20 protein-coding genes, 1 pseudogene and 1 riboswitch are annotated in these 24,542 nt (G+C 72.1%); of the genes and pseudogenes, 10 read left to right on the top strand and 11 right to left on the bottom strand.

Going from position 1 to position 24,542, the window contains the following annotated elements:
* The first annotated feature begins 61 nt into the window (after positions 1 to 61).
* Positions 62 to 688 carry a winged helix-turn-helix transcriptional regulator gene (locus tag ACFT4A_RS38895; RefSeq protein WP_382840397.1) on the top strand — a complete coding sequence of 209 codons (627 nt, stop codon included), beginning with the start codon at positions 62 to 64 and terminating at the stop codon, positions 686 to 688.
* 71 nt (positions 689 to 759) lie between these two features.
* On the opposite strand, the gene ACFT4A_RS38900 is transcribed toward ACFT4A_RS38895, so the two are convergent.
* From ACFT4A_RS38900 to ACFT4A_RS38910, 3 genes are read right to left on the bottom strand one after another with little or no spacing between them, the layout of a single operon-like run.
* Positions 760 to 1,572, bottom strand: a complete 813-nt coding sequence (locus ACFT4A_RS38900; RefSeq protein ID WP_382840400.1) for a hypothetical protein — start codon at positions 1,570 to 1,572, stop codon at positions 760 to 762.
* Positions 1,572 to 2,852, bottom strand: a complete 1,281-nt coding sequence (locus tag ACFT4A_RS38905; RefSeq protein WP_382840402.1) for a VWA domain-containing protein — start codon at positions 2,850 to 2,852, stop codon at positions 1,572 to 1,574. Before ACFT4A_RS38905 ends, ACFT4A_RS38900 begins: the two co-directional genes overlap by 1 nt.
* Positions 2,853 to 2,896: 44 nt before the next feature.
* Complete coding sequence (locus ACFT4A_RS38910) at positions 2,897 to 4,393, bottom strand: IucA/IucC family protein (protein ID WP_382840405.1); 1,497 nt, start codon at positions 4,391 to 4,393, stop codon at positions 2,897 to 2,899.
* 156 nt (positions 4,394 to 4,549) lie between these two features.
* On the opposite strand from ACFT4A_RS38910, the gene ACFT4A_RS38915 reads away from it, so the two are divergent.
* Positions 4,550 to 6,028: an IucA/IucC family protein gene (locus tag ACFT4A_RS38915; RefSeq protein ID WP_382840446.1), complete on the top strand. Its 1,479-nt coding sequence runs from the start codon at positions 4,550 to 4,552 to the stop codon at positions 6,026 to 6,028.
* 154 nt (positions 6,029 to 6,182) lie between these two features.
* A riboswitch (cobalamin riboswitch) is annotated at positions 6,183 to 6,280 on the top strand.
* A gap of 61 nt (positions 6,281 to 6,341) precedes the next feature.
* Complete coding sequence (locus tag ACFT4A_RS38920; RefSeq protein WP_382840407.1) at positions 6,342 to 6,713, top strand: (2Fe-2S) ferredoxin domain-containing protein; 372 nt, start codon at positions 6,342 to 6,344, stop codon at positions 6,711 to 6,713.
* Between the two features lie 13 nt (positions 6,714 to 6,726).
* Here the strand turns inward: ACFT4A_RS38920 and ACFT4A_RS38925 are convergent, their stop codons facing one another.
* The 4 genes and pseudogenes from ACFT4A_RS38925 to ACFT4A_RS38940 form a co-directional block, all read right to left on the bottom strand.
* The gene (locus ACFT4A_RS38925; protein WP_382840410.1) at positions 6,727 to 7,146 is read right to left on the bottom strand and encodes a universal stress protein; all 420 of its coding nucleotides are present in this window, start codon (positions 7,144 to 7,146) and stop codon (positions 6,727 to 6,729) included.
* 1 nt (position 7,147) lies between these two features.
* On the bottom strand, positions 7,148 to 8,656 hold the full coding sequence (locus ACFT4A_RS38930) for an APC family permease (RefSeq protein ID WP_382840413.1): 1,509 nt from the start codon (positions 8,654 to 8,656) through the stop codon (positions 7,148 to 7,150).
* 81 nt (positions 8,657 to 8,737) lie between these two features.
* Positions 8,738 to 10,001, bottom strand: a pseudogene (locus tag ACFT4A_RS38935) (iron ABC transporter permease); the annotation flags it as partial.
* Between the two features lie 320 nt (positions 10,002 to 10,321).
* Positions 10,322 to 11,404, bottom strand: a complete 1,083-nt coding sequence (locus ACFT4A_RS38940) for a prephenate dehydrogenase (protein WP_382840416.1) — start codon at positions 11,402 to 11,404, stop codon at positions 10,322 to 10,324.
* A gap of 264 nt (positions 11,405 to 11,668) precedes the next feature.
* Between ACFT4A_RS38940 and ACFT4A_RS38945 the strand changes: the two genes are divergently transcribed.
* The 3 genes from ACFT4A_RS38945 to ACFT4A_RS38955 are packed head-to-tail and all read left to right on the top strand — an operon-like array spanning position 11,669 to position 15,121.
* Positions 11,669 to 12,652: an alpha/beta hydrolase gene (locus ACFT4A_RS38945; protein WP_382840418.1), complete on the top strand. Its 984-nt coding sequence runs from the start codon at positions 11,669 to 11,671 to the stop codon at positions 12,650 to 12,652.
* Positions 12,640 to 13,812, top strand: coding sequence for an acyltransferase (locus tag ACFT4A_RS38950; protein WP_382840421.1), 1,173 nt, complete (start codon positions 12,640 to 12,642; stop codon positions 13,810 to 13,812). Before ACFT4A_RS38945 ends, ACFT4A_RS38950 begins: the two co-directional genes overlap by 13 nt.
* 10 nt (positions 13,813 to 13,822) lie before the next feature.
* Complete coding sequence (locus ACFT4A_RS38955; RefSeq protein WP_382840424.1) at positions 13,823 to 15,121, top strand: sensor histidine kinase; 1,299 nt, start codon at positions 13,823 to 13,825, stop codon at positions 15,119 to 15,121.
* A 32-nt stretch (positions 15,122 to 15,153) separates the two neighbouring features.
* Here the strand turns inward: ACFT4A_RS38955 and ACFT4A_RS38960 are convergent, their stop codons facing one another.
* From ACFT4A_RS38960 to ACFT4A_RS38975, 4 genes are read right to left on the bottom strand one after another with little or no spacing between them, the layout of a single operon-like run.
* Positions 15,154 to 16,398 carry a beta-ketoacyl-[acyl-carrier-protein] synthase family protein gene (locus ACFT4A_RS38960; RefSeq protein ID WP_382840426.1) on the bottom strand — a complete coding sequence of 415 codons (1,245 nt, stop codon included), beginning with the start codon at positions 16,396 to 16,398 and terminating at the stop codon, positions 15,154 to 15,156.
* Positions 16,395 to 16,631: an acyl carrier protein gene (locus tag ACFT4A_RS38965; RefSeq protein WP_382840428.1), complete on the bottom strand. Its 237-nt coding sequence runs from the start codon at positions 16,629 to 16,631 to the stop codon at positions 16,395 to 16,397. Before ACFT4A_RS38965 ends, ACFT4A_RS38960 begins: the two co-directional genes overlap by 4 nt.
* A 44-nt stretch (positions 16,632 to 16,675) precedes the next feature.
* Positions 16,676 to 17,701, bottom strand: coding sequence for a beta-ketoacyl-ACP synthase 3 (locus ACFT4A_RS38970; RefSeq protein WP_382840430.1), 1,026 nt, complete (start codon positions 17,699 to 17,701; stop codon positions 16,676 to 16,678).
* An 11-nt stretch (positions 17,702 to 17,712) separates the two neighbouring features.
* Complete coding sequence (locus tag ACFT4A_RS38975) at positions 17,713 to 18,846, bottom strand: cytochrome P450 (protein WP_382840432.1); 1,134 nt, start codon at positions 18,844 to 18,846, stop codon at positions 17,713 to 17,715.
* A gap of 384 nt (positions 18,847 to 19,230) precedes the next feature.
* Here ACFT4A_RS38975 and ACFT4A_RS38980 point away from each other — a divergent pair, with 384 nt between their 5' ends.
* The 4 genes from ACFT4A_RS38980 to ACFT4A_RS38995 all read left to right on the top strand — a co-directional run.
* Complete coding sequence (locus ACFT4A_RS38980; protein WP_382840434.1) at positions 19,231 to 20,961, top strand: acyl-CoA dehydrogenase family protein; 1,731 nt, start codon at positions 19,231 to 19,233, stop codon at positions 20,959 to 20,961.
* Entirely contained in the window at positions 20,958 to 22,700 is a 1,743-nt protein-coding gene (locus ACFT4A_RS38985) for an acyl-CoA dehydrogenase (RefSeq protein ID WP_382840436.1), read from the top strand. Before ACFT4A_RS38980 ends, ACFT4A_RS38985 begins: the two co-directional genes overlap by 4 nt.
* A gap of 2 nt (positions 22,701 to 22,702) precedes the next feature.
* A complete protein-coding gene (locus ACFT4A_RS38990) occupies positions 22,703 to 22,987 on the top strand; it encodes an acyl carrier protein (protein ID WP_382840438.1) in 285 nt (94 codons plus the stop codon).
* Between the two features lie 91 nt (positions 22,988 to 23,078).
* Positions 23,079 to 24,542 (top strand): condensation domain-containing protein (locus ACFT4A_RS38995; protein ID WP_382840441.1); only part of this gene is annotated, 1,464 nt, incomplete at its 3' end.

Here is a 24,542-nt window from a genome sequence, read left to right on the forward strand (position 1 = left end):
GTTGCTTGGTTTTACCAAGTAGCCGCTTGGAAAGTCCAACAACTTGTCTAGACTGCGTCGCATGCCACCTCGCCGAAGCTACGACCAGTACTGTTCCGCCGCCCGCGCGCTCGACCTGGTCGGCGACCGCTGGACCCTGCTGATCGTCCGGGAGCTCCTCGCCGGTCCCCGCCGCTACACCGACCTGCACGCGGACCTGCCCGGCGTCAGCACGGACGTACTCGCCTCGCGGCTCAGGGACATGGAGCGCGACGGCCTCGCGACCCGGCGCCGGCTGCCACCGCCCGGCGCGGCCTCGGTGTACGAACTCACCGACCGGGGGCGGGAGTTGCTGCCGGTGCTCCAGGCTCTGGGGGAGTGGGGGCAGGCGGACCTGGGGGAGCGGCGGCCGACGGACGCGGTGCGGGCGCACTGGTTCGCCCTGCCCCTGCTGCGACAGCTGGACGGGGAGGGGCTCGTCGAAGTCCGGCTGGAGGAAGGGTACTTCCACCTGAACGCCGGTGCCGAGGACGGGCCCGTGTACGGCGACGGGCCCGCCCCCGGGGAGCCGGACGCCCGGCTGGTCCTGGACACCGGCACGTGCACGGCCATCGGCCGGGGGGAGCTGAGCCTGGCCCAGGCCGTCGGGGAGGGGCGGGTCGAGGTCAGCGGCGAGGGCACGCTTGCGAAGGCCCTGCGCGACACATGACAGAAGGCCCGCACGAAGCGGGCCTTCCGAGTCCGGAGCGGGCCTTCCGAGTCCAGGAAGGTCCAGGAGGGTCAGGCGGTCGGCGGCACCCGTGACGGCCGCCCCGAGCCGCGCGTCAGCGCGTACCCGGCGACCCCCGCCAGCGCGGCCAGCGCCCCGCCCACCGCGGTCCACACCCACCGGTCCGACCACCAGCCGGACGCCCAGCCGTCCTCGGGTTCGAGCCCGGCCAGGACCGCCGAGGACTCCTCCTCGTCCCCGGAACCGGAACCGGACCCGGACCGCGTCGCGATCCCCGGCACCAGCGGCTCGGCCAGCGAGCCGTCCACCGCCGCCGAGCCGCCGATGTCCCGGGAGTCCACCCGTATTTCGGAGTCGACCGGGAGGCCCAGGTCGGCGGCGGCCACGCCGGTCGCCGTCAGCCGGACGTAGTACGTCCCCGGCAGCGGGTCGTTCGCCCACGGCTCCGACCAGGAGCGGACCGTGCGCAGCACGCAGGCCAGCTCGACGGAGGCGGCGTCCGCGGCGGCGGTGCGCGTCTGCGCACCGTAATGACACGCCTGGCGGCGGCGCAGACCGTCGTACACATCGATCTGCCAGGTCTGCGCGGCGTGGGTGTCCGGCAGCTTCACCGTCGCCGCGACCGTGGGGCGCTGCCCGGTGTCGGCGGGGAACGACCAGTACAGGTAGTCGCCCGTGGAGCCGCTCGCCGTGGCGCGCTGCCCCTGCTCGATCTCCGTCGCCGTACGGAAGGAGGTGCCCGCCTGAGTGGGCGCCGCCGAGGCGTCGTCCTGTGACGGACTCGGCGAGGAGTCGGCCGCGGCGGGAACGGCCGCCAGGCCTACGGTCAGCAACGCGGCGCTCAACGCACGTACCACTCGCATCAGTTGGTCCTCCAGACCGCGAACCGCCAGCGCGACAGCCAGCCCCAGGCGAGACCGGCGAGGAAGCCGGTGAGGATCAGCGCGCCGAGCAGCCACCAGCCGCGGCCGAGACCGAAGGAGGCCACGTCGCCCGCCTGGCTCGGGCCGTCCACGACGTCGACGGTCAGCTCCAGCGGCAGCCCGGGCGTGGTCTTCACACCGGAGGCCGCCGAGAAGGAGTGGGTGACCGCCAGGCACACGGTCTCCGCGGCCGGCTTGTCGCCGTCGCCGTCGGTGTCGTCGCGCTCGGGCTCGGGGTACCTGAGCCCCGTCGAGATCACGTCCGTACGGCCGTTGCCCGCCGCCTCGCCGCGTACGATCTCCCGGCCCTTGACCGTCACGGCCCGCAGCAGCACGCCGTAGCCGGGGTTCACGGCCCGGTCCGCCGCCACGCTCACCGAGGCGTGCAGCTCCTGCCCCGGCAGGACGTCCACCCGGTACCAGCGCTGCTGCCCGAACTCCTCCCGGTCGGAGTAGAGGCCGGACTTCAGCGTCGGGGCCGCGGTGCACAGGTCGGCGCCCTCGGTCGCCACCGGCGTCACCACCGGATCGGCCGCCCGGTCGACCAACTGGTTTACCTTGTCGGTGAGTTCGTCCTGATGCTCCACCGAGGTGTACGTGCCGCCGGTGGCCTCGGCGATGCAGCTCAGCTGCCTGCTCAGCTTGGCGGTCGGCACCAGGCCCAGCGTGTCGATGGTCAGGCCGATGCCCTTCGCCGCTATCTCGCGGGCCACCTCGCACGGGTCGAGCGGGGCGCAGGTGTCCTCGCCGTCGCTGATCAGCACGATGCGCTTGGAGCCGTCGCCGCCCTCCAGGTCGTCGGCCGCCTTCAGCAGGGCCGGGCCGATCGGCGTCCAGCCCGTCGGGGTGAGCGTGGCGACGGCCGTCTTGGCCTCGGTGCGGTCCAGCGGGCCGACCGGGTAGAGCTGCGCGGTGTCCTTGCAGCCCGTCTTCCGGTCGTCGCCGGGGTAGTCGGCGCCGAGGGTGCGGATGCCGAGTTCGACCTCCTCGGGCGTCGCGTCGAGCACCTCGTTGAACGCCTGCTTCGCCGCGGCCATCCGCGACTGTCCGTCGATGTCCCGCGCCCGCATCGAGCCGCTCACGTCGAGGACGAGGTCGACCTTGGGGGCGGCCTGGCCCGTGGGTTCGCCGGCTGCCGCTCCGGCCGGGAAGACGATCCCGGCCGTCAATGCGGCGAGCAGGGCACCCACGCCCGCCGCCAGCCGTTTTCTTGTGATCATCGGCGGATCCTATTGACCGGCGGGGCCGTGCTCCAAAACGAGCTTCATGAAAGGGGATTGGGCAGTTCCGCCCACTGGTCCCCGGGCGTCTGCGGCGAGAGCCGCATCAGCGTCAGCGCCTTGGTCGGCAGGGGCTCCGTAAGCAGTGCCGTCAGGTCCGGGGTGCGCGGGAGGTCCTCCACGGCTGTCTCCAACGCCGCCGTGAGCGCCGCCCCCGACCCCGCCGCCCCGGCCAGCGCGCCCGCCACCAGCGAGCCGAACAGCTTGCGGCGGAGCGTGCGTTCGTCGTCCGTGACCATCCGGGCGGGCAGGTCGGGCACCGTGATGCCGTGCCGGGCCAGGCGGGCCGGGCTGACGCGGATGTCGGCCAGGTCGCGGTAGACGAGCCGCAGCGGGTCGCCCTCCGGCGAGAGGACCACGAGGAGGTTCTGGCCGTGGGCCTCCAGGGCCACGCCCAGCTCCAGCAGCCGCAGCCCGACGGTGAGGGCCAGGCGCGCGAAGCCGGCCAGCCAGGCGGGGGAGCGGGGGAGCGCGCTGGCGGCGAGCGCCGCCACCGGCAGGACCCGTTCACCGCTCCCGGCGTACGTCTGCGGCGACTCCCGCAGCACGGCCGCGAAGTCGGGCGAACCGGCCGCGGCGGCGCCCAGGGTGCGGGTCACGTGCAGCAGGCCGTCCGTGCGGGCGGCGGGCGTCTCGGCGAAGTCCGACAGCAGCGCGGACGCGGCCACCGAGGGCAGCGAGATGTCCCGCACCGACGACGTCAGCCGGGCGCTGAGCGAGGTCTTGACGTGCGGCCCGCCGGGCAGGGCGAGCGTCCGCAGGGACATCAGCGGATGCCCGGCCCGCCGCTCCTCGCAGGCCCGCTTCAGCACATGTGCCGCCTGCCAGGGGTGCACCGGCAGCACCACCCGCGGCCCGTCCCGTAGATCCCCCGGCCAGGCGCCCGACACCATGCACTCCTCCGCCCGCACCGGCACCAGCCCCAGCTCCACGACCGGCCGGTGCTCGGGCCCGTAGGCGAGCTGCTCGGCGACCGAGAAACCGGGCCGGGACCGGCAGGTGGGGTGGAAGGGATGCCCGTCGACGATCCGCTGCTCCCACTCCCAGTCGTTCCCCGGCCACGCGTCCCCCGCTTGCCCCTCCTGCCCCGCTCTCGACAGCGCCAGCGAGGCGACGCTGTGCCCGAGTTCGGCGGCGAAGGAGGCGGAGTGCGGGACGGCGAGGTCCGTCACCAGCCGCGCCGGATCGTCGTACTCCACCCCGTCGAGCCCCACGACGGTGACGTAGCCGCCGGTCGCGTACGGATCCGGCCGCGGGCCGTGCAGTCGGCGCCCGTCGGACAGGGACAGGGTCAGCCCGTCCCGGCCCCGCTCCCGGCGGGCCACCCAAGGCAGTGGATCATGGGTCAGACCTCGCCACAGACGGGACAGCACGGCCGCCCGGGCGCCGGGCAGTTCGGCCTCGTACCGCGGCAGCAGGCCGGGCCGCACGACGGCCAGTTCGTCGGCGACCTCGGCCTCGGCGGTGGGGGAACGGTGCACGGGCGGGCTCCTCGGGTACGAATAGGGCGTCACGGCGCGATGACGACGACCGACATAATGATCATCTCCGCCAGGAAGTCCGGAAGTCCCGGAAGGGCTGTGGGGAACGTAGAGAACACAAGGAACGTAGGGAAACGAGTGGATCGCGTGGACCTCATGCCCCCGTCCGCCGACGCGTACGCCGCCGTACCGCTGCTGAACTGCCTGCTGCGCGAGGTGGCCCGGCCGGTCGGCCGGGAGGGCGAGCACCGGATCCACCGCCTGCCCGGCGGGGACCGTCTGCTGCGGGTGCGCGGGACGCGGCGGCCCGCCGAGCCCGAGGTCCAGGGGCCGGACGGCTGGCAGCGCGTCGACCACACCGAGCTGGTGAAACTCGTCGCCGAGGAACTGCGCCGGCACACCGGGCTGTCCAACCACGAACTGCCCGCCGAGATGATCGACAGCCGGGACGCCGTGGCCGCCCTGCTGGAGGCCCGCGACCGCGCGACCCCGCCCGACGACCCCTACCTGCGCTCCGAGCAGTGCCTGCTCACCGGCCACACCCACCACCCGGCCCCCAAGGCGCGCGGCGGCGGCCCGGCCGCGGGCTGGCTGCCGTACGCGCCCGAGGCGTACGCCCGTTTCCCGCCGGCCCTGCTGGGGCTTCGCGAGGACTGCGTCGTCGAGGAGGGCGACACCTCGGCCCTCGATGCCCTGGGCACCGCCCCGCCCGGCTACCGGCTGCTCCCGGCCCACCCCTGGCAGCTCGACCTGGCGAGTGCGGAACTCGACGCCGCCTTCGCGGACGGGAGGCTGGTCCGGCTCGGCATGACCGCCTTCGACACCTGGCCCACGGCCGCGATCCGCACGCTCTACGCACCCGAGCAGGACCTGTTCCTGAAGTTCAGCCTGGACGTGCGCATCACCAACGACATCCGCCGGCTGTGGCGCCACGACCTGCTCGCCCTGCGCCGGACCGACGCGGCCGTGTGCGCCGCCTTCGACGACTTCTCCGCGCTCGACGGCCCCCCGGCCTGGCTCGGCGACCGCGGCTACCGCACCGCCGACTTCGCCTTCGAGGCCCTGGCCGTCCTCGTCCGCGACGGCTTCGACGGACATCTGGTGCCCGGCGCGACCCCGCTGCTCGCCGCCGGACTCGCCGAGGGCTTCGACGGCAGCCCGCTCGACCGCGCCGCCGACCCCGGGGCGTGGTGGGCGGCCTATCTGGCGCAGGTGGTGCCCCCGGCCCTGGAGGCCTTCGCCCGGCACGGCGTCGTCATCGAGGCTCATCTGCAGAACACCCTGATCGCCGTCGACGCCGACGGCATGCCCGTGCAGGCGCTGTACCGGGACGCCGAGGGCGTGAAGCTGCTGCCGGACGTCTCCCGCGAGACCGGCTGGGAGCGGCTGGTGTACTGCCTGGTCGTCAACCACCTCACCGAGATCGCCGGGGCCCTCGCCGAACGCCACCCCGGCCTCGACCCCTGGCCCGCCGCCCGCCGTGAACTCGCCCGCCACGACCTGCCCGAGATCCCCGCCCTGCTCACCTCGCCCACCCTCCCCGCCAAGACGAACCTCCTGCTGCGCTGGACGGGCGCGGACGGCGCCGACGCCCGCTATCTGCCGCTGCCCAACCCGCTCAGGGAAGGAACGTGACCTGGGGAGCGCCCGTGCGCGGATGTACCCCTGCACTACCGCCGCGACCGTGCGGGTCAGGAACCGTGCGGGCAGGGACCAGGCGTCGGCGCCGTCGACGCGAGCCGCACGCCCACGAGACGGACTGAACCCGCGTACCGGCCGCATGGAATGATGGCCGGCGACATGGCGACGGCGGAACGAGGAAGCCGGTGTGAATCCGGCGCGGTCCCGCCACTGTGACCGGCATCGGCCCGGGAGCCAGGAGACTCACGCGGTCGCCTCCTCGACGAACCACCGGGGCGGATCTCCCCGGAGAGAGGAAGGGTGCGGCATGTCCGCAATCCCGGCCGGAGGGGTTCCGTGCCGCGTCGTCGTGTGCCGGGACTGCTGCTGCGGCACCGGCAAGGTGCCCGGCGTCGACCACGCGGCCCAGACCGAGCGGCTGCGCGAGGCGGCGCCCGTGCGGGTCTCCGAGTGCCTCGACGTCTGCGACCAGGCCAACGTCATCGTCGTACAGCCGTCCGCCGCGGGCCGGGCCGCCGGGGCCCGGCCGGTGTGGCTCGGGCTGGTCAACGACCCGGCCGCGACCGAGGACATCGTCTCCTGGGTCCGCGAGGGCGGACCCGGCGTCGCCCCCCTGCCCGACATCCTCGATCTGTACGCCTTCAGCCCGCTCGCGAAACGGCGCGCGGGCAGTTCCTGACCAGGGCCGGGGTTCAGGACTCCTCGGCCGGCACGCACAGAACGGGGACGTTCGACAGGTGCAGCAGTTTGTGCGGGGTCGAGCCCAGCAGGGCCCCGCGCACCGGGCTCTCGCCCCAGGTGCCCACCACGATCACCCGGCCGTCATGGCGTGCCGCCGCGTCGATCAGCGCCTGCGCGGGCCGCTGGTCGATGACCTCGACGGCGCTGGGCACGCCCGCCTCGTCGGCGGCATGGACCGCGTGGGCGAGCGCGGTGTTCCCGGCCTCGCGCACTGCCGCGTGGTGGGCCGCGTACTCGTCGCCCGTGACGCCCGGAGCGGCGGCGCCGTAGACGATCACCAGCGGTTCGCCGTACGCGGCCGCCACCTCGATCGCGACCCGCAGCGCGCGCCGGGCGCCCGGGGATTCGTCGTAGCCGAGGACCACAGACATCTCAGGACTCCTTGCCGTGCCGGCCGGGGACGAGGTCGGGGTCGACCACGCTGGGGTGTTCCGACCAGAAGACGGGGGCCATCAGCCGCCACACGACCATGAGGATCACGCCCGTGACGATGATGCCGATCCCGATGACCAGCGGGGGACCGAGCCCCAACCACGAGACGCCGCTGTAGGAGTTGGCGGGGTCGGACATGTCCGCCACGGATTCCACCAGCAGCCAGGCCAGCAACCCGGCACCGATCAGGGGGCCGAGCCCGATCAGGAAGAAGTCGCGGGCACTGCGGGTCAGCTGGCGGCGGTAGTAGACCGCACAGGCGACACCCGTCAGCGCGTAGTAGAACGCGATCAGCAGGGACAGCGCCGTCAGCGAGTCGAACAGGGCGTTCTCGCTGAGGTGGTAGAGGACGAGATACCAGACGATGGCGATGCCGGCGACCCACCAGGTGCTCACGTCGGGGGTGCGGAACCGCGGGTTGATGCGGCCGAAGTGCGCGGGCAGCGCGTGCCGGCGGGCCATCGACAGGCCTGTGCGCGACGCCGGGATGATCGTCGTCTGCGTGGACGCGAGCGCGGACGTCGAGACCGCCAGCAGCACGACCCAGTCCCAGCCGCCCATCGCCTCCTCGGCGAGCAGCGCGAAGATGAACTCCTCCTCCGCCGCGTTCTCGGCCAGGTAGGCCGTTCCGGCGTAGCCCACGACCGCGAAGGCGACCGCGAGGTACGTCACCAGCAGCAGCACCGTCGACCACACGGCGGCCTTGCCGGGGGCGGTGGCGGAGTCCTCGGTCTCCTCGGTGAGGTTGACCGCCGACTCCCACCCCCAGTAGATGAACACGCCCAGCAGCAGGGCGGCGGTCAGGGACGCCCCGCCTGCTCCGAAGGGGTCGAGCCAGTTGAACTTCGGTTCGATGGCGTCGAGGGTGCCGGTGCCGGCGTAGACGCGGTAGAGCGCCACTACGGCGAAGACCAGCAGACAGGCGACCTGCGCCAGGATGAGGACGTTCTGGATCCTGGCCGACACCTCGGTGCCGATCACGCACAGGGCCGTCATCACCACGATGAGCAGCACCGTCAGCACCTGGCGTACGACGTCGTTGTCCGCCCAGCTGTCCAGGCCGACGGCGAGCAGGAAGAAGGTCACGGCGACATCCGCCAGCGACCCGACGACCAGGACACCCGTCATCGTGATGGCCCAGCCGCCCAGCCAGCCCGCCCAGGGCCCCATGGCCCGGGTGACCCAGGAGAAGGTCGTGCCGCAGTCCTGGTCGACCTTGTTGAGGTAGTAGAACGCCGACGCGATCAGCAGCATCGGCACGAACGACGCGATCATCACCCCGGGGGCGTAGATGCCCACCAGGGCCACGACCGGGCCGATGACCGCCGCCACCGAGTACGCCGGTGAGGTCGCGTTGAGCCCGATGACCAGCGCGTCGAGGAACCCGATCGCATTGGGCTTCAGGCTCGCGGACGGTGGCGGGCCCGCGTCCGTGATGTCCTTGGCCATGCTCCCTCACTCCCGTTGTGCGTGGATCCATACAACAGGCAGGTGTGAGGCATTTTAGCTATTGATGGCCTTTTAGATGGCTTATGTCGCCTTTCGGTTCCGTACCAGCAGACGCAGGAAGTACGGCGTGCCGATCACCGCCGTCATCAGTCCGGCGCCCAACTGGGCCGGGGCGATGTTCGGTCCGGCCCAGCAGATCCGCCGTACAGACGAGCGCGGCCTCGAGCAGGACGGCGACCGGCACCACCCGCACATGCCGTCGGCCCACGAGGGCACGCGCCGCGTGCGGCGCCACGAGACCCACGAAGCCGATGGTCCCGGCCGAGGCGACGGCGGTCCCGGCGAGCAGGACGCTCACCACCAGGAAGCCGAGCCTGGCCCGGGGCAGTCCGAGGCCGAGCAGCCGCGGGGTGTCCTCGTCCAGGGAGACGAGATCCAGCTCGGTGCGCCGCGCGACCGCGACGACCACGCCCAGCGCCAGCACGAGCGCCAGGGGCACGACGTCCGGCATGGTCCGCCCGTACGTCGAACCGGACAGCCAGGTCAGCGCCTTCGTGGCGTTGAACGGGTCGGTGAGCACGATGAGCAGGCTGATCAGGGTCGTGGAGCCCGCGGCCATGCCGATCCCGACGAGGACCAGCCGGTTCTGCCGGTAGCCGCCCCGGGCCGCGAGCCCGAAGACGATCGCGGAGGCCAGCGCGGCGCCCCCGAACGCGGCACCCGCGAGGCCCCAGGAGCCGACGGCGGGCACGGTCGTCACCAGCAGGACGGCGCCCAGCGCGGCGCCGCCGGAGACACCCAGCACCCCGGGCTCCGCCAGCGGGCTGCGGGTCACGGCCTGCACGAGCGTGCCGGCCAGGGCGAGTGACGCGCCCGCGCACAGGGCCGCGAGCACCCGCGGCACCCGGGTGTCCAGCACGAAGGAGACGGCCTGACCGGCCCGCCCCTGCGCCCAGTTCGCGACATCGCCGAGCAGGAGCTTGCTGTCGCCGAGCAAGACACCGGCCAGCGTGACACCCACGACCACGGCGGCCAGGACGCCCGCCGTGACCAGGAACGCCGTCCGGCTCGGGATGCGCAGCCGGTCCGGCGCGTCGGCCCCGGCGGTGTCCCGCAGCCGCAGGGCCGTCACCACCAGGAACACGGCACCGACCAGGCTGGTGACGATGCCGGTGGGCACGGCGACCGCCCGGTCCGCCGGGACGAGGGCCCGCAGCAGCACGTCCGACCCGAGCATCAGCGCGGCACCCGTGAGCCCGGCCACGGGCAGCGCCGCCCGGGCGCGCACGAAGCCCCGGAACCGGCGGGCGAGCGGACGCACCAGGGCGGGGGCGCAGAGCCCGACCCGGTTCCCCGGCCGGTCGGGCAGGCAGAACGGGGAGCGGGCGATGATGCCCCGGTCCTGGTCGGTGAGCCGGTCGTGCACCTTCTCGATCACCACGGGCCAGGGCTCGCCCAGCAGTTCACGCAACTCGGCGGGCGATCCCGGCTCGACCCAGCCCTCCTCGCGCGCGGCGACGGTGTCGGTCGTGTGCGGCAAGGCGCGCTCCCGGGGTGTGCGCGTCCGTTGTTCCGTCCGCGCACCCTACCTAGGGTGAGGTAAGTCTACCCTTACCAAGATCTGAACTCCCGTGGGTGCCGTCATCATCGGGACCGGCGGCCCGGTCAACGCTGACGCCAGCCCTGTGCCCGTAGGGCCTCACCGAGAGTTGCGGCCGTCCCGGTGGCCACGCTGATGTGGAGAAGACCCGAGGGCATACCCGCTGCGTGCTCGATGCGCAGGTCCTCGATGTTGACGCCGGCCCGGTCGGCGTCCCTGAACAGCCGTGCCAGCTCTCCCGGCTGGTCCCCCACCACGACGGTCACCGTCTCGAACTGCTCGGGTTGGACCCCGTGCTTGCCGGAGATCCGCCTGCGGCCCTGCTGCCCGGCCCGGAGCATGCTCTCCACGGTCTCCGCACCGCTGCGGCGCTTGGCATCGTCCGTCGTTGCGATGGACCGCAGCCCCGCGACCATCCGCTCCAGGTCGGCCCCCACCTCCTCGAGCAGGTCGGCCACCGCTCCCGCGTTGGCGCTCAGGATGTCCAGCCACAGGCGCGGGTCCGCCTCCGCGATCCGGGTGAGGTCGCGCAGCCCCGGACCCGCCAGGCTCACCGCCCGCTCCCCGGCCCCCTGCAGCCTCATGGCGACCAGACTCGCCACGACGTGCGGCGCGTGGGACACCAGAGCCACGGCCTGGTCGTGGGCGGCGGCCTGCATCACGACCGGCACCGCACCGCACAGCGCCACCAGCTCCAGGGCTGTGTTGAGGGTCTCCGTGTCCGTGTCCGCCGTGGGCGTCAGTGCCCAGACACGCCCCTCGAACAGGTCGGCGCGGGCGGTCAGCGGGCCGCTGCGGGCGGCGCCCGCCATCGGGTGACCTCCGATGTAGTGCGAGGTGTCGCAGCCCAGGGCGATGGCGTCGTGCTGGGGCTCCCCCTTCACACTCGCGACATCGGTGAAATGCCGGGCTACGCCCTCCGCCTGCGCGTCCGCGAGAACTCGGCCGACCAGCGGCGGCGGCACGGCCACAATGGCCAGGTCCGCGACCTCCGACGGCTCCTCGACGGTGCCAGCCCCGAGCGCCTCCGCGGTCCGCACTGCTGCGGAGTCGGTGTCCCGCAGGTGCACGCTCACGCCGCGTGCCCGGAGAGCCAGTGCGGCGGAGGTGCCCATCAGTCCCGTGCCGATCACCAGTACGGAGCGCACGACGGCAGGCTCCCTCCCGTTGGGCTGCCCGGACCATCGGACCCTAGACGGCCCGCCTGTCATGCGAAAGACCAGTCGGATCCGAACACCTCGGTGTGCAAGGGAAGTTGGCAACCACATGCTGGCAACCCGCCCCGTACTCGTAGTACTTAAGAGCTACACGGACGGCTCGCTCTGCGGAGGGATGCCGACGATGGCGTGTGATTCATAGCTTCCATGCCGGAAGCACCACAGGCCTCCGGCATGGAAGGAACCCACTCTGTCATGGCGTCCCGCCCCCGTCCGAGTCGTCTGCGCCGCGCCCTGCTCGCGGTGCTCATAAGCGCCTCGGTCGCCGTCCCGGTCTCGGGCGCTGCCCGTCCGGCGGATGTGCCGGCGCCGGCCCCGACAGTGCGGGGACTGCCGCACGCCGCGGCCCCTGCGGTGCTGGCCGAGCGGTATGCGGCGACCCGGGCCGACATGGAGGCCGCCGCGCGGGTGGCAGGTGACCACGGTGACCGGAAACGGGCCAAGGCACTGCGGGACCTGGCCGCCCCGAACCGCCGGTTCCTCTCCTTCGACGGGCGGGACGGCGGCCGCACGGTCGAGGTCGTGGGCGACCTCGCCCGCGCCGAGCGACTGGCCGTACTGGTCCCCGGCTCAGGCACCAGCGTCGACAACTACTGGCGGCTGCGCAGCGGAGCGTTGGCGCTGCAACACCAACTGGGCGGCCGGACCGCCGTCTTGGCCTGGCTGGGCTACCGGACCCCGGCCACCGTGAGCCTCGCGGCGACCACGCCGAAGCGGGCCGAGGGCGCCGTGCCCGGACTGCGCTCCTTCGTGCGCGAGCTGACCAGGCTGAAGCCCGCCTCCCGCACCTCCCTCCTCTGCCACTCCTACGGCTCCGTCATCTGCGCCCGGGCCGCCTCCGGACTGAAGGTGGCGGACATCGTGTTGTACGGCAGCCCGGGCACCGGCTACGACAACGCCGCCATGCTGCACACCGAGGCCACGATCTGGGCCGGCCGCAGCAGTGGCGACTGGGTGGCGGACGTACCGCACACCCAGCTCGAACTGCCCTTCGCCACCGTGGGGTTCGGCACCGACCCGGTCTCGCCGGAGTTCGGCGCCAAGGTGTTTCCGGCCGGCGACGGGGGCCACAGCGACTACCTGAAGCGGGGGTCGCTCTCGCTGAGGAACATCGCCGGCATCGTCGCGGGCGACGACCTGTGCACACAGCCGACGGGGGACACGTCATGCGTGAACTGATCAGACGGATCGATTCCGCCACACCTGCGGACCGGGACCGGGCCGTCGACGCGTTACGGGCCATGGCCATCCTGGGGGTGGTCCTCGGCCACTGGATGGTGACCGCGCTGGTCGTGGACAGCGGCGTGGTGCGCGGTGACAGCCCGCTCCACCACATGCCCGAGTTCACGCCAGTCTCCTGGGTGTTCCAGACGCTCGCCGTGTTCTTCCTGGTGGGCGGTCAGGTGGGCGCACAGGGCTACACCGCCGCCCGGGCCAGGGGCACGACGTACGGGCAGTGGCTCGGCGTCCGCATGATGCGGCTGTTCCGGCCGGTCGCCGTGCTGCTGGCCGTGTGGACGCTGGCGGTGTTGGTGATGCTCGCCTTCGGCGTGGACGGGGTGACCGTGTACACCCTGTGCAAGCGGGTGCTGTCCCCCCTGTGGTTCCTGCTCGTGTTCGCGGGCCTGACAGCCGCGACTCCGCTGGTCGCGAAGGTGCACCCGGTGTGGCCGCTCGCGATGGTACTGGCCGTCGATGTGAACCGGTTCGCCCTGCACGGCCCCGGCTGGATCAACGCGGCCAGCGTCGCCGCCGGCTGGACGGTCCCGTACTGCCTCGGCGCCGCCTGGGCCCGGGGCCGGCTCAAGAGCCGTGCGACGGGCTGGGCCCTGCTGCTCGGCGGCACCGCCGCCACGGCTGGGCTGATCCTGTGGGGCGGCTACCCGGCGTCGATGGTCGGCGTGCCCGGCCAGCGGGTCTCCAACCTGGACCCGCCCACCCTCGCGGCGGTCGCCTTCGGGCTCGCCCAGTGCGGTGCCGCCCTGCTGCTGCTCGGCCCGATACGCCGGATGCTCGCGCGGCCCGCCGTCTGGGCGGTGGTGGCGCTGGCGAACCTCTCCGCGATGACCATCTTCCTGTGGCACCAGACGGCGATGATGACCGTCACGGCCCTCGGACTGCTCGCCGGCGATCCCCTCCCCGGCCTGCACACCGTGCCCGACAGCGTCGGCTGGGTCTGGGCCAGGCTGGCGTGGCTGCCCGTGTTCGCCCTCGCGCTGCTGCTGTGCTGGGCCGCGTTCCACACCTACGAGCACGGACGCCGGCAGGACCGCGGCGGCGCGGGCCGAGTGGTGCACCAGGGGCGTCCCGAGCCGTCGACGCCGGCCCCGCGTGTCTAAGGTAAGGCTCATGAGAGAGCCCGACACGGGGGAGAGGCTCGCGGCGGTGCTGCGGAGCGTGCCGCGCAACCTGCGCAAGGACCTCTGGACGGCCGATGCCCAGCCTCGGGCGCCCCGGCCGCGCTGGCTGTCGGTGCTCGAAGGCATCGTGCCGGTGCTGTTCGGGGTGGCCCTGCTCGTCTTCAACTGGAACCGGTACTTCTACGGCCACCAACTGGGCGCGCTCGGCATCCTCATCGTCGTGGGCCAGTCCGTGGTGCCCCTGCTGGCACTCCACCGCCCCGTCCCGGGCTGGTGGATGGCGACCCTGCTGCAGACGGCGCTCGTGGCGTCCTGGTTCACCCCCCGCACCGTCAGCAGCGACCTGACCGCGGGCTGGTCGAGCAGCGAACTCGTCCTGCAGTCATGGGTGTTGTTCCTGGTCGCGCTGAGCTCCCGGCCCCGGGTCGCCATGGAGGCACTGGCGATCAACGTCGTCACGGGCCTGCTCTTCGTCCTGGTGTGGGGCTACGAGAACTACGCCGTCCTCACCGTCGTGATCCTCGTGATCGCCACATTGGTCGGTTCCGCGCTGCGCAGCCGCAACGTGGCGCGCGAGGAACTGGTCGCGCAGAAGGAACTCACCGCCGAGGAGCAGGCGCGGCGGGCGCTCCTGGAGGAGCGCACCCGGATCGCCCGCGAACTGCACGATGTGGTTGCCCACCACATGTCGGTGATCAGCATTCAGGCCCAGGCCGCCCCGCACCTGGCCGAGAACCCCTCGGCGGAGCTCACCGAGAACCTGGAGAGCATCCGCCAGAACGCGAAGGACGCCCTCAGCGAACTGCGGCAGGTGCTCGGCGTGCTGCGCTCGGAGCACACCGAGCCCGAAGCCGACCCGCACGCCCCGCAGCCCTCCCTGGACCGGCTGGACGAACTGGTCGCCAACGTCCGGGCCGCCGGATTCGCGGTCACCCTGCGTGCCACCGGCGAACGGGGCCCGCTGCCGCAGGGCGTGGAACTGTCGGCGTTCCGCATCATCCAGGAGGCCCTGAGCAACGCGATGCGGCACGCGCCGGGCGCGGGCGTTCGTGTGGACATCGCGTACAACCCGTCCGACGTCACCGTCCGGATCACCAACACGGCACCGACCAGGCCCGTGCCCAGGTCACCGGGAACCGGGCACGGGCTGCTCGGGATGCGCGAGCGCGCCGCGATACTGGGCGGGACCCTGACCTGTGCCGCCACGGCCGACGGCGGCTACGAGGTGACCGCGGTACTGCCCGCGCGGCCCCCCGCCGCAGCCGCCGAGCGGGTGCCGGACCTGTGACGAGCCCCCTCGGGCGGTGCCGTTGCGCGGACTCAGACGCCCCCCAGGACGACCGCCGCGTTGTGTCCCCCGAAGCCGAAGGAGTTGCTGACCGCGACGGGCACCGGAACATGCCGGGCCGTGCCGTGGACGATGTCGATGCCACCGGTGTCGGGCCCCGGCGCCTCGAAGTTGGCGGTCGGCGGAATCACCCCGTCGGCGATCGACAGCGCCGTGCACGCCGCCTCGACCGCCCCCGCCGCCCCCAGCATGTGTCCGGTCACGCCCTTGGTGGAGGTGACCGCCGTGTCCTGACCGAGGACCCGCTCGATGAGACGGGCCTCGACGGCGTCTCCCTGCGGGGTGCTCGTCGCGTGGGCGTTGACGAGCGCGATGTCCGCCGGAGAGGTTCCGGCGTCCTCCAGCGCCGCCCGCAGGGCGACCTCGGCCCATCGCCCGTCGGGGTCGGGAGCCGTCAGATGATGGGCGTCCGAGGCCGCCCCGTAGCCCAGCAGCCGTGCGTAGGCACGCCTGCCGCGCGCCGCGGCGTCCCGCGCTCGCTCCAGGACGAGGACGGCGGACCCCTCGCCCAGGACGAAGCCGTCGCGGTGCTCGTCGAACGGCCGTGACGCCGAGACCGGATCGTCGCTCCGCCGCGACAGCGCCTTCAGCCGGTCGAAGGCGGTGACGACCAACGGCGTCACGGCGGCTTCGGTACCGCCGGCCAGGACCACATCGCAGCGATCCGCCCGCAGCAGGTCCAGGGCGAAGCCCAGCGCCGTGGTGCCCGCGGCGCAGGCGGTGGAGAGGGTGAGGGACGGCCCGTGCAGGCCCAGGTCGATTGCCACGGAACCCGCGGCGATATTGCCGATGGCCCGGGGGACGGTCAGCGGGTTGACGGCGCGCGGCCCTCGGTCCCGCAGCCGTCCGCCCTGCTCCTCCCACGTCCCTTGTCCGCCGATGCCGGTGCCCAGGACGACACCGACCCTGGACACGTCCCAGGACCCTTCCCCGAGCCCCGCGTCGGCGACGGCGGCCCGGGCCGCCACGATCGCGAACTGGGTGAAGGGATCCATTCGGCGGGAGTCGGTCCCCAGCAGCAGCTCCGCATCGAACCCCGGTACGGCGCAACTGAAGCCCACCTGCAGGTCCGCCAGGCGCGGATCCGGCGCCCCCGCGGACCGGCCGGCACACAGGGTCTTCCAAGAAGTGCCGGTGTCCGCGCCCGCGGGTGTCACCATGCCGATACCAGTGATCACGACGTCCGGCAGGCCGCGCCCGGGTCTGTGTCCGTTCATGCTGGGAGCACCGCCCCTCCGGACTCCAGCAGCACGGCGAGTTCGGCGACCGTGGTCGAGGGGGTCAGTTCCTCCTCGTCGATCGTCACCTCGAACTCGTCCTCCAACTGGGCGCCGAGCTCGGCCAGGGACAGCGAGTCCACGTCGAGTTCCTGGAACGACTTCTCCGGATCGACGGGCCCGGGGACTTTGTGCACCGTGGTGAGAATGGTGGAGAGGTAATCGACGAACATCAGCGGGGTTCCCTTCCCTGGTAGGTCTCGGACTCGGTTCTCTTTCAGATCTCCGTACGCACAGCAGACAGATGCGGCCAGGTCAGTGCGGCCGAGCCCCAGGTCAGCCCGCCACCGAAAGCGGTGAGGACGGTCCGGGCACCGGGCCGCAGCCGGCCCCGGTCCAGCGCGTCGGCCAGCGCGAGCGGAATGGAGGCGGCAGCCGTGTTGCCGACGTGCGCCAGCTCGCACACGGCCGTCCCCGGCTCCACACCGAGCCGGTCGGTAACCGCCTCGATGATGCGGGCGTTGGCCTGGTGCGGGACGAACGCCCCCACGGACTCGGGCGGCCAGGCACAGTCCTTCAGCACCCGCAGCGCCGAGGCCGACATCTCCTCGATGGCCCGCAGATACGTCTTCCGGCCCGCCATGGTGAACCACCGTCGCCCGGTGGGCTGTTCACGCTCACCGGGCACGTGGATCAGGTCCTTGCCGCCGCCGTCGCTGCCGAGGTCGAACGCCAGCAGCGCCCCCTCCTCGTGAGCTGAGCCCCGGCGCAGCACCACGGCCCCTGCCCCGTCGCCGAAGAGGACGGCCGTGGCCCGGTCCGCCGGGTCGACGATCCGGGAGTAGGTCTCCGCAGCCACGACCAGCACGCTGTCCACGATGCCGCTGGTGACCAGGGCCGCCGCCGTGGCCGTGGCGTAGACGAAGCCGCTGCAGACGGCTGAGATGTCGAAGGCCGGCACATGTCCCAGCCCGAGGCGTTCCGCGAGCTCCGGGGCGACCGCCGGGCAGGGACGGTCGGGGGTCGTGGTGGCGAGGACCAGCCCGCCGACCCTCTCGACACCCGCCGACCGCATGGCGTTGGCGGCGGCCTCCTGGGCGAGGTCCCGCATGGACTGCTCGGCAGCGACTCGGCGCCGGGCGGCGATGCCGGTGCGGGTACGGATCCATCGGTCACTCGTGTCCAGGGCCGCCGTCAGCGCCGCGTTGTCCCACTCCGTGACGGGCAGACAGGTCCCGAGACCGGCGACCACCGCGGCCGGGGCGTCACGGCGCGCGGGGGCGGTCGTCTCTGGTGTGTGCATGGGCCGGCCCCTCACCGCGCGGCCTGCGGCGTGAGCCGCACCCGCAGTCGTTCCGGGCCGTTGACGACGATCGAATCGAGCAGCGTGGGCTCCCCGTCGAGCTCGATACCGACGGATCTGCCGAGCAGTTCGCCGTAGAGCAGCCGCAGTTCGACCCGTGCGAGCATGCTGCCGAGGCAGAAGTGCTCCCCGAAGCCGAGGGCCAGATGCCGGTTCGGGCGGCGGCGCACATCGAATCGGTCGGGATCGTCGAAGACGGTCTCGTCGCGATTGGCCGACGGCAGCCAGAACACGACCCGGTCGCCCACGGCTATCCGCTTGCCGCGGATCTCGGTCGGCCGTACCGCAGTACGCATGATGTGCGTGGCGGTGGACGTCCAGCGCAGCACCTCTTCGACGGCGCTCGGCAAGAGTTCCGGGTCCTCCCGCAGCAGCCGCCACTGGTCGGGATGACGAAGCAGGGCCAGCATCCCCCCGGCGGCCGCGATGCGGGTGTTCTCGGTGCCTCCGACCAGCAGGTTGTCGCAGTTGAGGATGACGTCCTCCGGGCTGAGCCGCTCTCCGTCGATGCACGCGGTGGCGAGCACGCTCACCAGATCGTCACCCGGCTCGGCAGCCTTCTCCTCCTGCAGCTTCTCGAAATAGCCGAGGATGTCCAGGTGCGCGAACCGCCGGGTCAGCGCGTCTCCCGCCGCGAACGCCTTGCTGGTCAGGTCGTACAGGTACGGCCATTCGGATTCCGGGACGCCCATCATCCTGCAGATCACGTACAGCGGGATCCGTGCGGCTATGTCGGCGACGAAGTCGCAACTCCCCATCTCCAGGGCCCGGTCGACGACCCCTTGGGCGATGTCCCGCATCTCCGCCTCCAGAGCGCGGACCGAGCGCACCGCGAACCACTCGTCCACCAGGCCCCGCAACTGACGGTGCCGGGGCGGATCCGTCAGGGCGAGGGTGCGCCCGCCTCCGGGGTCGGCCCCGTGGTCGGCCGGCCGCAGCAGGATCCCCTGGGCAGAGCTGAACGTGTCCGAGTCGCGGTACGCGGCCCGCACATCCTCGTACCTGGTCAGCGACCAGAAACCGGGAAGCTCGGTCGGCGGGTGCCAGTGGACCGGCTCGTTGGCGCGCAGCCAACGCCATTGCACAAACGGGTCACCGTGTGAATACAGTCCGGGATCCACCAGGTTGATATGCGGCACCGGCTCGGTCGGCTCACTGTGCATGCAATGCCTCACAGGATTCTCTGGGCGGTTTTCACGGTGGCATGGCGTTTCAGCCACCGTCAAGGTTCTCCCGTGCACCCCTCGCCTGTTCAACTGCCGCCACGACGCAGTTGAACACGCCTGGTGGCGCCACGCACGGCCGTACCGCCCGTCCTGCGCTGACCTGTTGAAACCTCGCTGAGCACAGACTATGTTCCGTGATCGCATAGAGAGAATTCCGGTTGCGTCCCGGAGAATAACCCCTAAAGCTCGTATCCAATGCCGACCGTGCGAGGATCAGCCGTCAGGCGGAAAGAGAACCGTCACGTGTATGCGACCGCAGCCGATGCGCTGGAATTCGAGCTCGGTGCCCCCGGAAACGAGCACACATCATTTCGACCGGCATATCTGGCCGAACTCGACCAGCGCGAGGAGTTTCCGTCCGCGGCATGCAAATTCCTGGACGATTTCGGCCTGAACCGCTACTACGTGCCCCCCGAGTGGGGTGGACGGCTGCGCGACTACACCGAACTCGCCCAGTTGCTGCGCACGGTGGCGCGCAGGGACCTCACCGTGGCCGTGGCACACGGAAAGACGTTCCTCGGCGCGGCCTCCGTATGGGTGGCCGGGAACCCGGAACAGGCCGAACGGCTGGGGCGGCTGATCGCCGACGGAGCGGTGGTCTCCTGGGGCCTCACCGAGCGCGGGCACGGCAGCGACCTGCTCGCGGGACAGCTCACGGCGACACCCGTCACGGGACACTGGCGCCTCGACGGCGAGAAGTGGCTGATCAACAACGCCACCCGGGGCCGGGCCGTCTGCGTCCTCGCCCGGACCGACCCGGCCGGCGGCCCGCGCGGCTTCGGTCTGTTCCTGGTGGACAAGCGGCACCTCGCGGACGGATCGTGGACATCGCTGCCCAAGGTGCCCACCCACGGCATCCGGGGCGCCGACATCAGCGGCATCGGCTTCGACGGCGCGCTCATCCCCGACACGGCCCTCGTGGGCGCGCCCGGTGACGGCATCGAAACCGTCCTCAAGGCGCTGCAACTCACCCGCACCCTCTGCGTCGCCCTGTCCCTCGGCGCAGCGGACACCGCGCTGCGGATCGCGCTGGACTACGCGCGCACCCGTACGCTCTACGGTCGCAGGCTCGGTGAACTGCCCCGCATCCGCCGCATCCTGGGCGAGATGCACGCCACTCGGCTCGTGGCCGAGGCGACCGGCATCATGGCGGTGCGCAGCACTCACACCCTGACCGGCGAGATGAGTGTGACCTCGGCGATCGCCAAGGCGCTCGTGCCCGAGCTGGTGCAAGGGGTCGTCGACCGGGTGGCCGAACTGCTCGGCCTGCGCGGCTATCTCACGGAGGAGTTCGCAGACGGCGTCTTCGCCAAGCTCGACCGTGACCACCGCGTCGTGTCCATCTTCGACGGCAACACCGCCGTCAACAGAAACGCCCTGATCGACCAGTTTCCCCTGCTCGCCGCCGGCTACCGGCGAGGACGGTACGACGAGGAGGGCGTCCACCGCGCCGCCGGCCTCGGCGTACCACCGCCGCCGTTCACTCCGGACCGGCTCGCTCTGCTGTCCTCGGGCGGATGCAGCCTGGTCCAGAGCCTTCCCGACGCCGTCGACCGCATCCACGCCCAGGCGGGCGAGGGACTGCTGCCCCCACAGATCGCCGCGCTGGCCGACAGCATCGAGCGGGAGACCGACACCCTGCACGGGGAACTCGCCGTCCGGCAGCGGTCCGCACGGAGCGTCCCCGCCTCCGCCTTCGCCCGCGCCGAACGGTACGAGCTGTGCTACGCAGCCGCGGCCTGCCTCCGGCTCTGGCTGGCCGCCCCCCGGGGAGCACACGGCACGCAGCCCACGGTGTGGCAGAACGGGCTGTGGCTCCACGCCTGCCTGCGCACCATCGCCACCCGCCTCGGCCTGCCCCTCGACCCCGAGGACGGTGAGATCTACGACCGCCTCGTCGAACACACCCCGGACGGCGGACTGCCGACCCTCCTGTCCACCCCCCACGGCGAACCGGCCAGGAGCACCCCATGACCGAACAGGCCATCGTGCTCCCGCACCGCGCCGACGCCCTCGAACAGCGGCTCGGCGACCCTCGTGACCCCGCCAATCCCCTGGGGTTTGCGCACATCCTGGCCGCGGACGAACGCGCCGAGATGTTCGCGGACGGCGAGCGCGCACTGGACGGCTACGGTCTGGGGGCCGAGTTCGTCCCGGCCCGCTACGGCGGACGCCTGACCCGCCTGGACGAACTCGTCGAGGTCATGCGCTCCGTCTACCGCCGCGACCCGTGCCTGGGCCTCGGCCACGGAGTCAGCTCCTTCATCGCCTCGGTCAACATCTGGACCGCCGGCAGCGAGGAACAGTGCCGGCAGGTGGCCGACCTGCTGCTGAGCGGCCGCAAGGTGGCCGTCGCCTACCACGAGCTGGCCCACGGCAACGACATGGTCGGTACGGAGTTCGAGGCCCTCCCGCAGCCCGGCGGGGGCTTCCTGCTCAACGGCCGCAAGGAGGTGGTCACCAACCTCCGACGTGCCGACGCCGTCGTCATGTTCGCGCGCACCGACCGCAGACCGGGCAGCCGCAGTCACTCCCAGATCCTGCTCGACAAGACGCGCATCCCCTCCGACCGCATGGGCTACCTGCCCCGGTTCGCCACCGTCGGCATGCGCGGCGTCCAGCTCGGCGGCATGGAGTTCCACGACTGCCCGCTGCCCGCCGACGCCCTGGTCGGACCGCTGGGCCACGGCCTGGAGACGGCACTGAAGTCCTTCCAGGTCACACGCACCACGCTGGTGGCGATGTTCACCGGCATCCTCGACACCGCTCTGCGCACCTGCGTACGTCACCTCAGCTCGCGCAGGCTGTACGGCCGCCCGGCGACCGAACTGCCCGAGGTCCGCTCAGCCCTGGCCACGACCCACGCCGACCTGCTGCTGTGCGACGCCTTCGCCACGGTCGCCACCCGGGCCCTGCACCTCGCCCCGACGGAGACCGCCATTCACTCCTCGGCCGTCAAGTACTTCGTCTCCAAAGTCCTGATGGACGCCATGAACCGGCTCTCCGCCCTTCTCGGGTCTCACTTCTACATCCGCGAGGGCGACCACGCGATCTTCCAGAAGCTGCTGCGCGACAGCCAGCTCGCGGGCTTCGGCCACGCCGCCCGCGCGGCCTGCCAGATGTCCCTGCTGCCGCAGCTTCCCCTGCTGGCGCGACGCTCCTGGCGGGGCACCGAGGCGCCCCCGGCCGACCTCTTCCGGCTCGACGCGGAACTGCCGTGCGTCCCCTTCGACCGGCTGAAGGTGAGCGCCGGCGGCAGAGAACGGCTCAGTCCCTCGTTGGAGAGCGCCCTCGCGGCGGCCCCCGGACCCGCCGACGGCCACCCCGGCATCCAGCGGATCGGCCGCCACCTCACCGACGAGTTACGACGACTCGCCGACATCTGCGAGTGCCTGCCGGCCGGCGAACTCAGCGTCGCCGCGGGCTCCGCCACCTACGACCTGACCCACCGCTATGTGAACGTGCTGGTGGCCGCCGCCTGCGTCGGGCTGTGGCGCGGCAACCAGGATCACGCCGACCGCTTCCTCACGGATCCGGCCTGGCTCGCCGGCGTCCTCTCAAGGATCCCCCTGCACCCCGGTCGTCCCCCTGCCCGGCTGCCCGACCCCCTCGAACAGCACTTCTTCGACGAGCTGATGGAGCGCCACGCATCGGCGACAAGCCTCGGCCTGGTGAGACGAAGGCTCGCCGACCGCGACCCCAGGGAGAACTGAACATGTCGGACACCACCCTCGACGACGCCGGACGCACGCCCTCTCACGAGGAACTGACCACATGGCTTACCGAACGCGTCGCCGAGCACGTGGAAATGCCGCCCCAGGACATCCGGACGGACACCCCGCTCGTCAGCTACGGCCTCGACTCCGTCTACGCCTTCGCCGTCATCGCCGAGATCGAGGACCGCCTGGGCATCGCGCTGGAACCCACCACCATGTGGGACAACCCCACGCTCGACGCGCTCGTCACCGCCATCTCCGAGGAAATGCGGGCCCGGGGCTGACCGTCGGTTCCGCAGTGGATCGACCGGCCGCGGAGGCACGGTCCGCCAGCACGAAGACAGTCCGTTCGAAGAGAACCTAGGTAGGTATTCCATGTCTGAGCACGGGTCGGTCCGCTTGCCTCTTTCGGCCGCGCAGACGGGCGTCTGGGTGGGCCAGCAACTCGTCCCTGACAGCCCGCTGTACAACTGCGGGACCTACTTCGAGATCTCCGGACGAGTCGACGCCGCGCTGCTCACCGAGGCGGTACGCCGCACGGTCGCGGAGACGGAGGCGATACGCGTCCGCATCACCGAGGACGCCGACGGCGTCTGGCAGACCGTCGAGCCGCCCGGCGACGTCCCCGTGCCCGTCCTGGACGTCTCCGCCGCACAGGACCCGGAAGCGGCCGCCCGTTCCTGGATGGCCGACGACCTCGCCACCCCGATGGACCTGCGCTCCGGCCCGCTCTACACCCATGCCCTCTTCCGGACCGGTGAAGAGCGGTCCCTGCTGTACTTCCGCCACCACCACATCGCCCTCGACGGGTACGCGCAGTCCGTGTACTGCGGCCGACTCGCCCAGATCTACACCGCCCTGGCCGCGGGCCGGATACCACGGGCGACCCGCTTCCGCCCGCTCGCCGAACTCCTCGACGAGGACCGGGCGTACCGCACCTCCCCACGGCACGACCAGGACCGGGCCTACTGGCACGACGCCTTCGCGGACCATCCCGAGCCCACCCCCCTCACCGGCCGTGCCGCCGACCCAGCGCCCGCCCTCCTGCGCCGCACCGTCCGGCTGCCCGCAGAGCACGGATCCCGCCTGACGAAGGCCGGCCGCTGGCCCGCCGTGCTCGTCGCGGCCATCGCGGCGTACGTCCACCGCCTCACCGGCTCCGGCGATGTCGTCGTGGGCCTGCCACTGACGGCCCGCACCACCGCCCTCGCCCTGTCCACGCCCGCGATGCTCGCCAACGAGCTGCCGCTGCGCTTCTCCGTGACGGGCCACACCACGCTGGCCGACCTCGTGCGGCAGGCCACCGACCAGATCGCCGGCTCCCTCGGACACCAGCGGTACCGCGGCGAGGACCTGCGCCACCACATGAACCTCTCCGGCGCCACCGGAGGTGTGTACTCGGTCACCGTCAACGCCATGTCCTTCGGACAGAAGATCCGCTTCGGCGACCACGACACCACCGTCCACCCGCTGTCCACCGGCCCCGTCCACGACCTCTACGTGGCCTCCTACGGCGACCCCGCCACCTCCGACGACGGCGTCCTGCTCGAGTTCGACGGCAACCCGGCACTCTACGCCGAGCAGGAACTCGCCGCCCACCAGGACCGCTTCGTCGCCTTCCTCGACGACCTCGTCGCGGCACCGACCTCCCCCGTCGGTTCTGTGGATGTCTTCGGTGTGGGTGAGCGGCGTCGGGTGTTGGTGGAGTGGAACGACACGGCGGTTGAGGTTGTGCCGGGGACGTTGCCGGGGTTGTTCGAGGCGCAGGTGGTGCGGACGCCGGATGCGGTGGCGGTCGTGGCCGGGGGCGTCGAGGTGTCGTATGCGGAGCTGGATGCG

It is taken from the genome of Streptomyces sp. NPDC057099 (assembly GCF_042671245.1).
Classification (GTDB): Bacteria; Actinomycetota; Actinomycetes; order Streptomycetales; family Streptomycetaceae; genus Streptomyces; species Streptomyces purpurascens.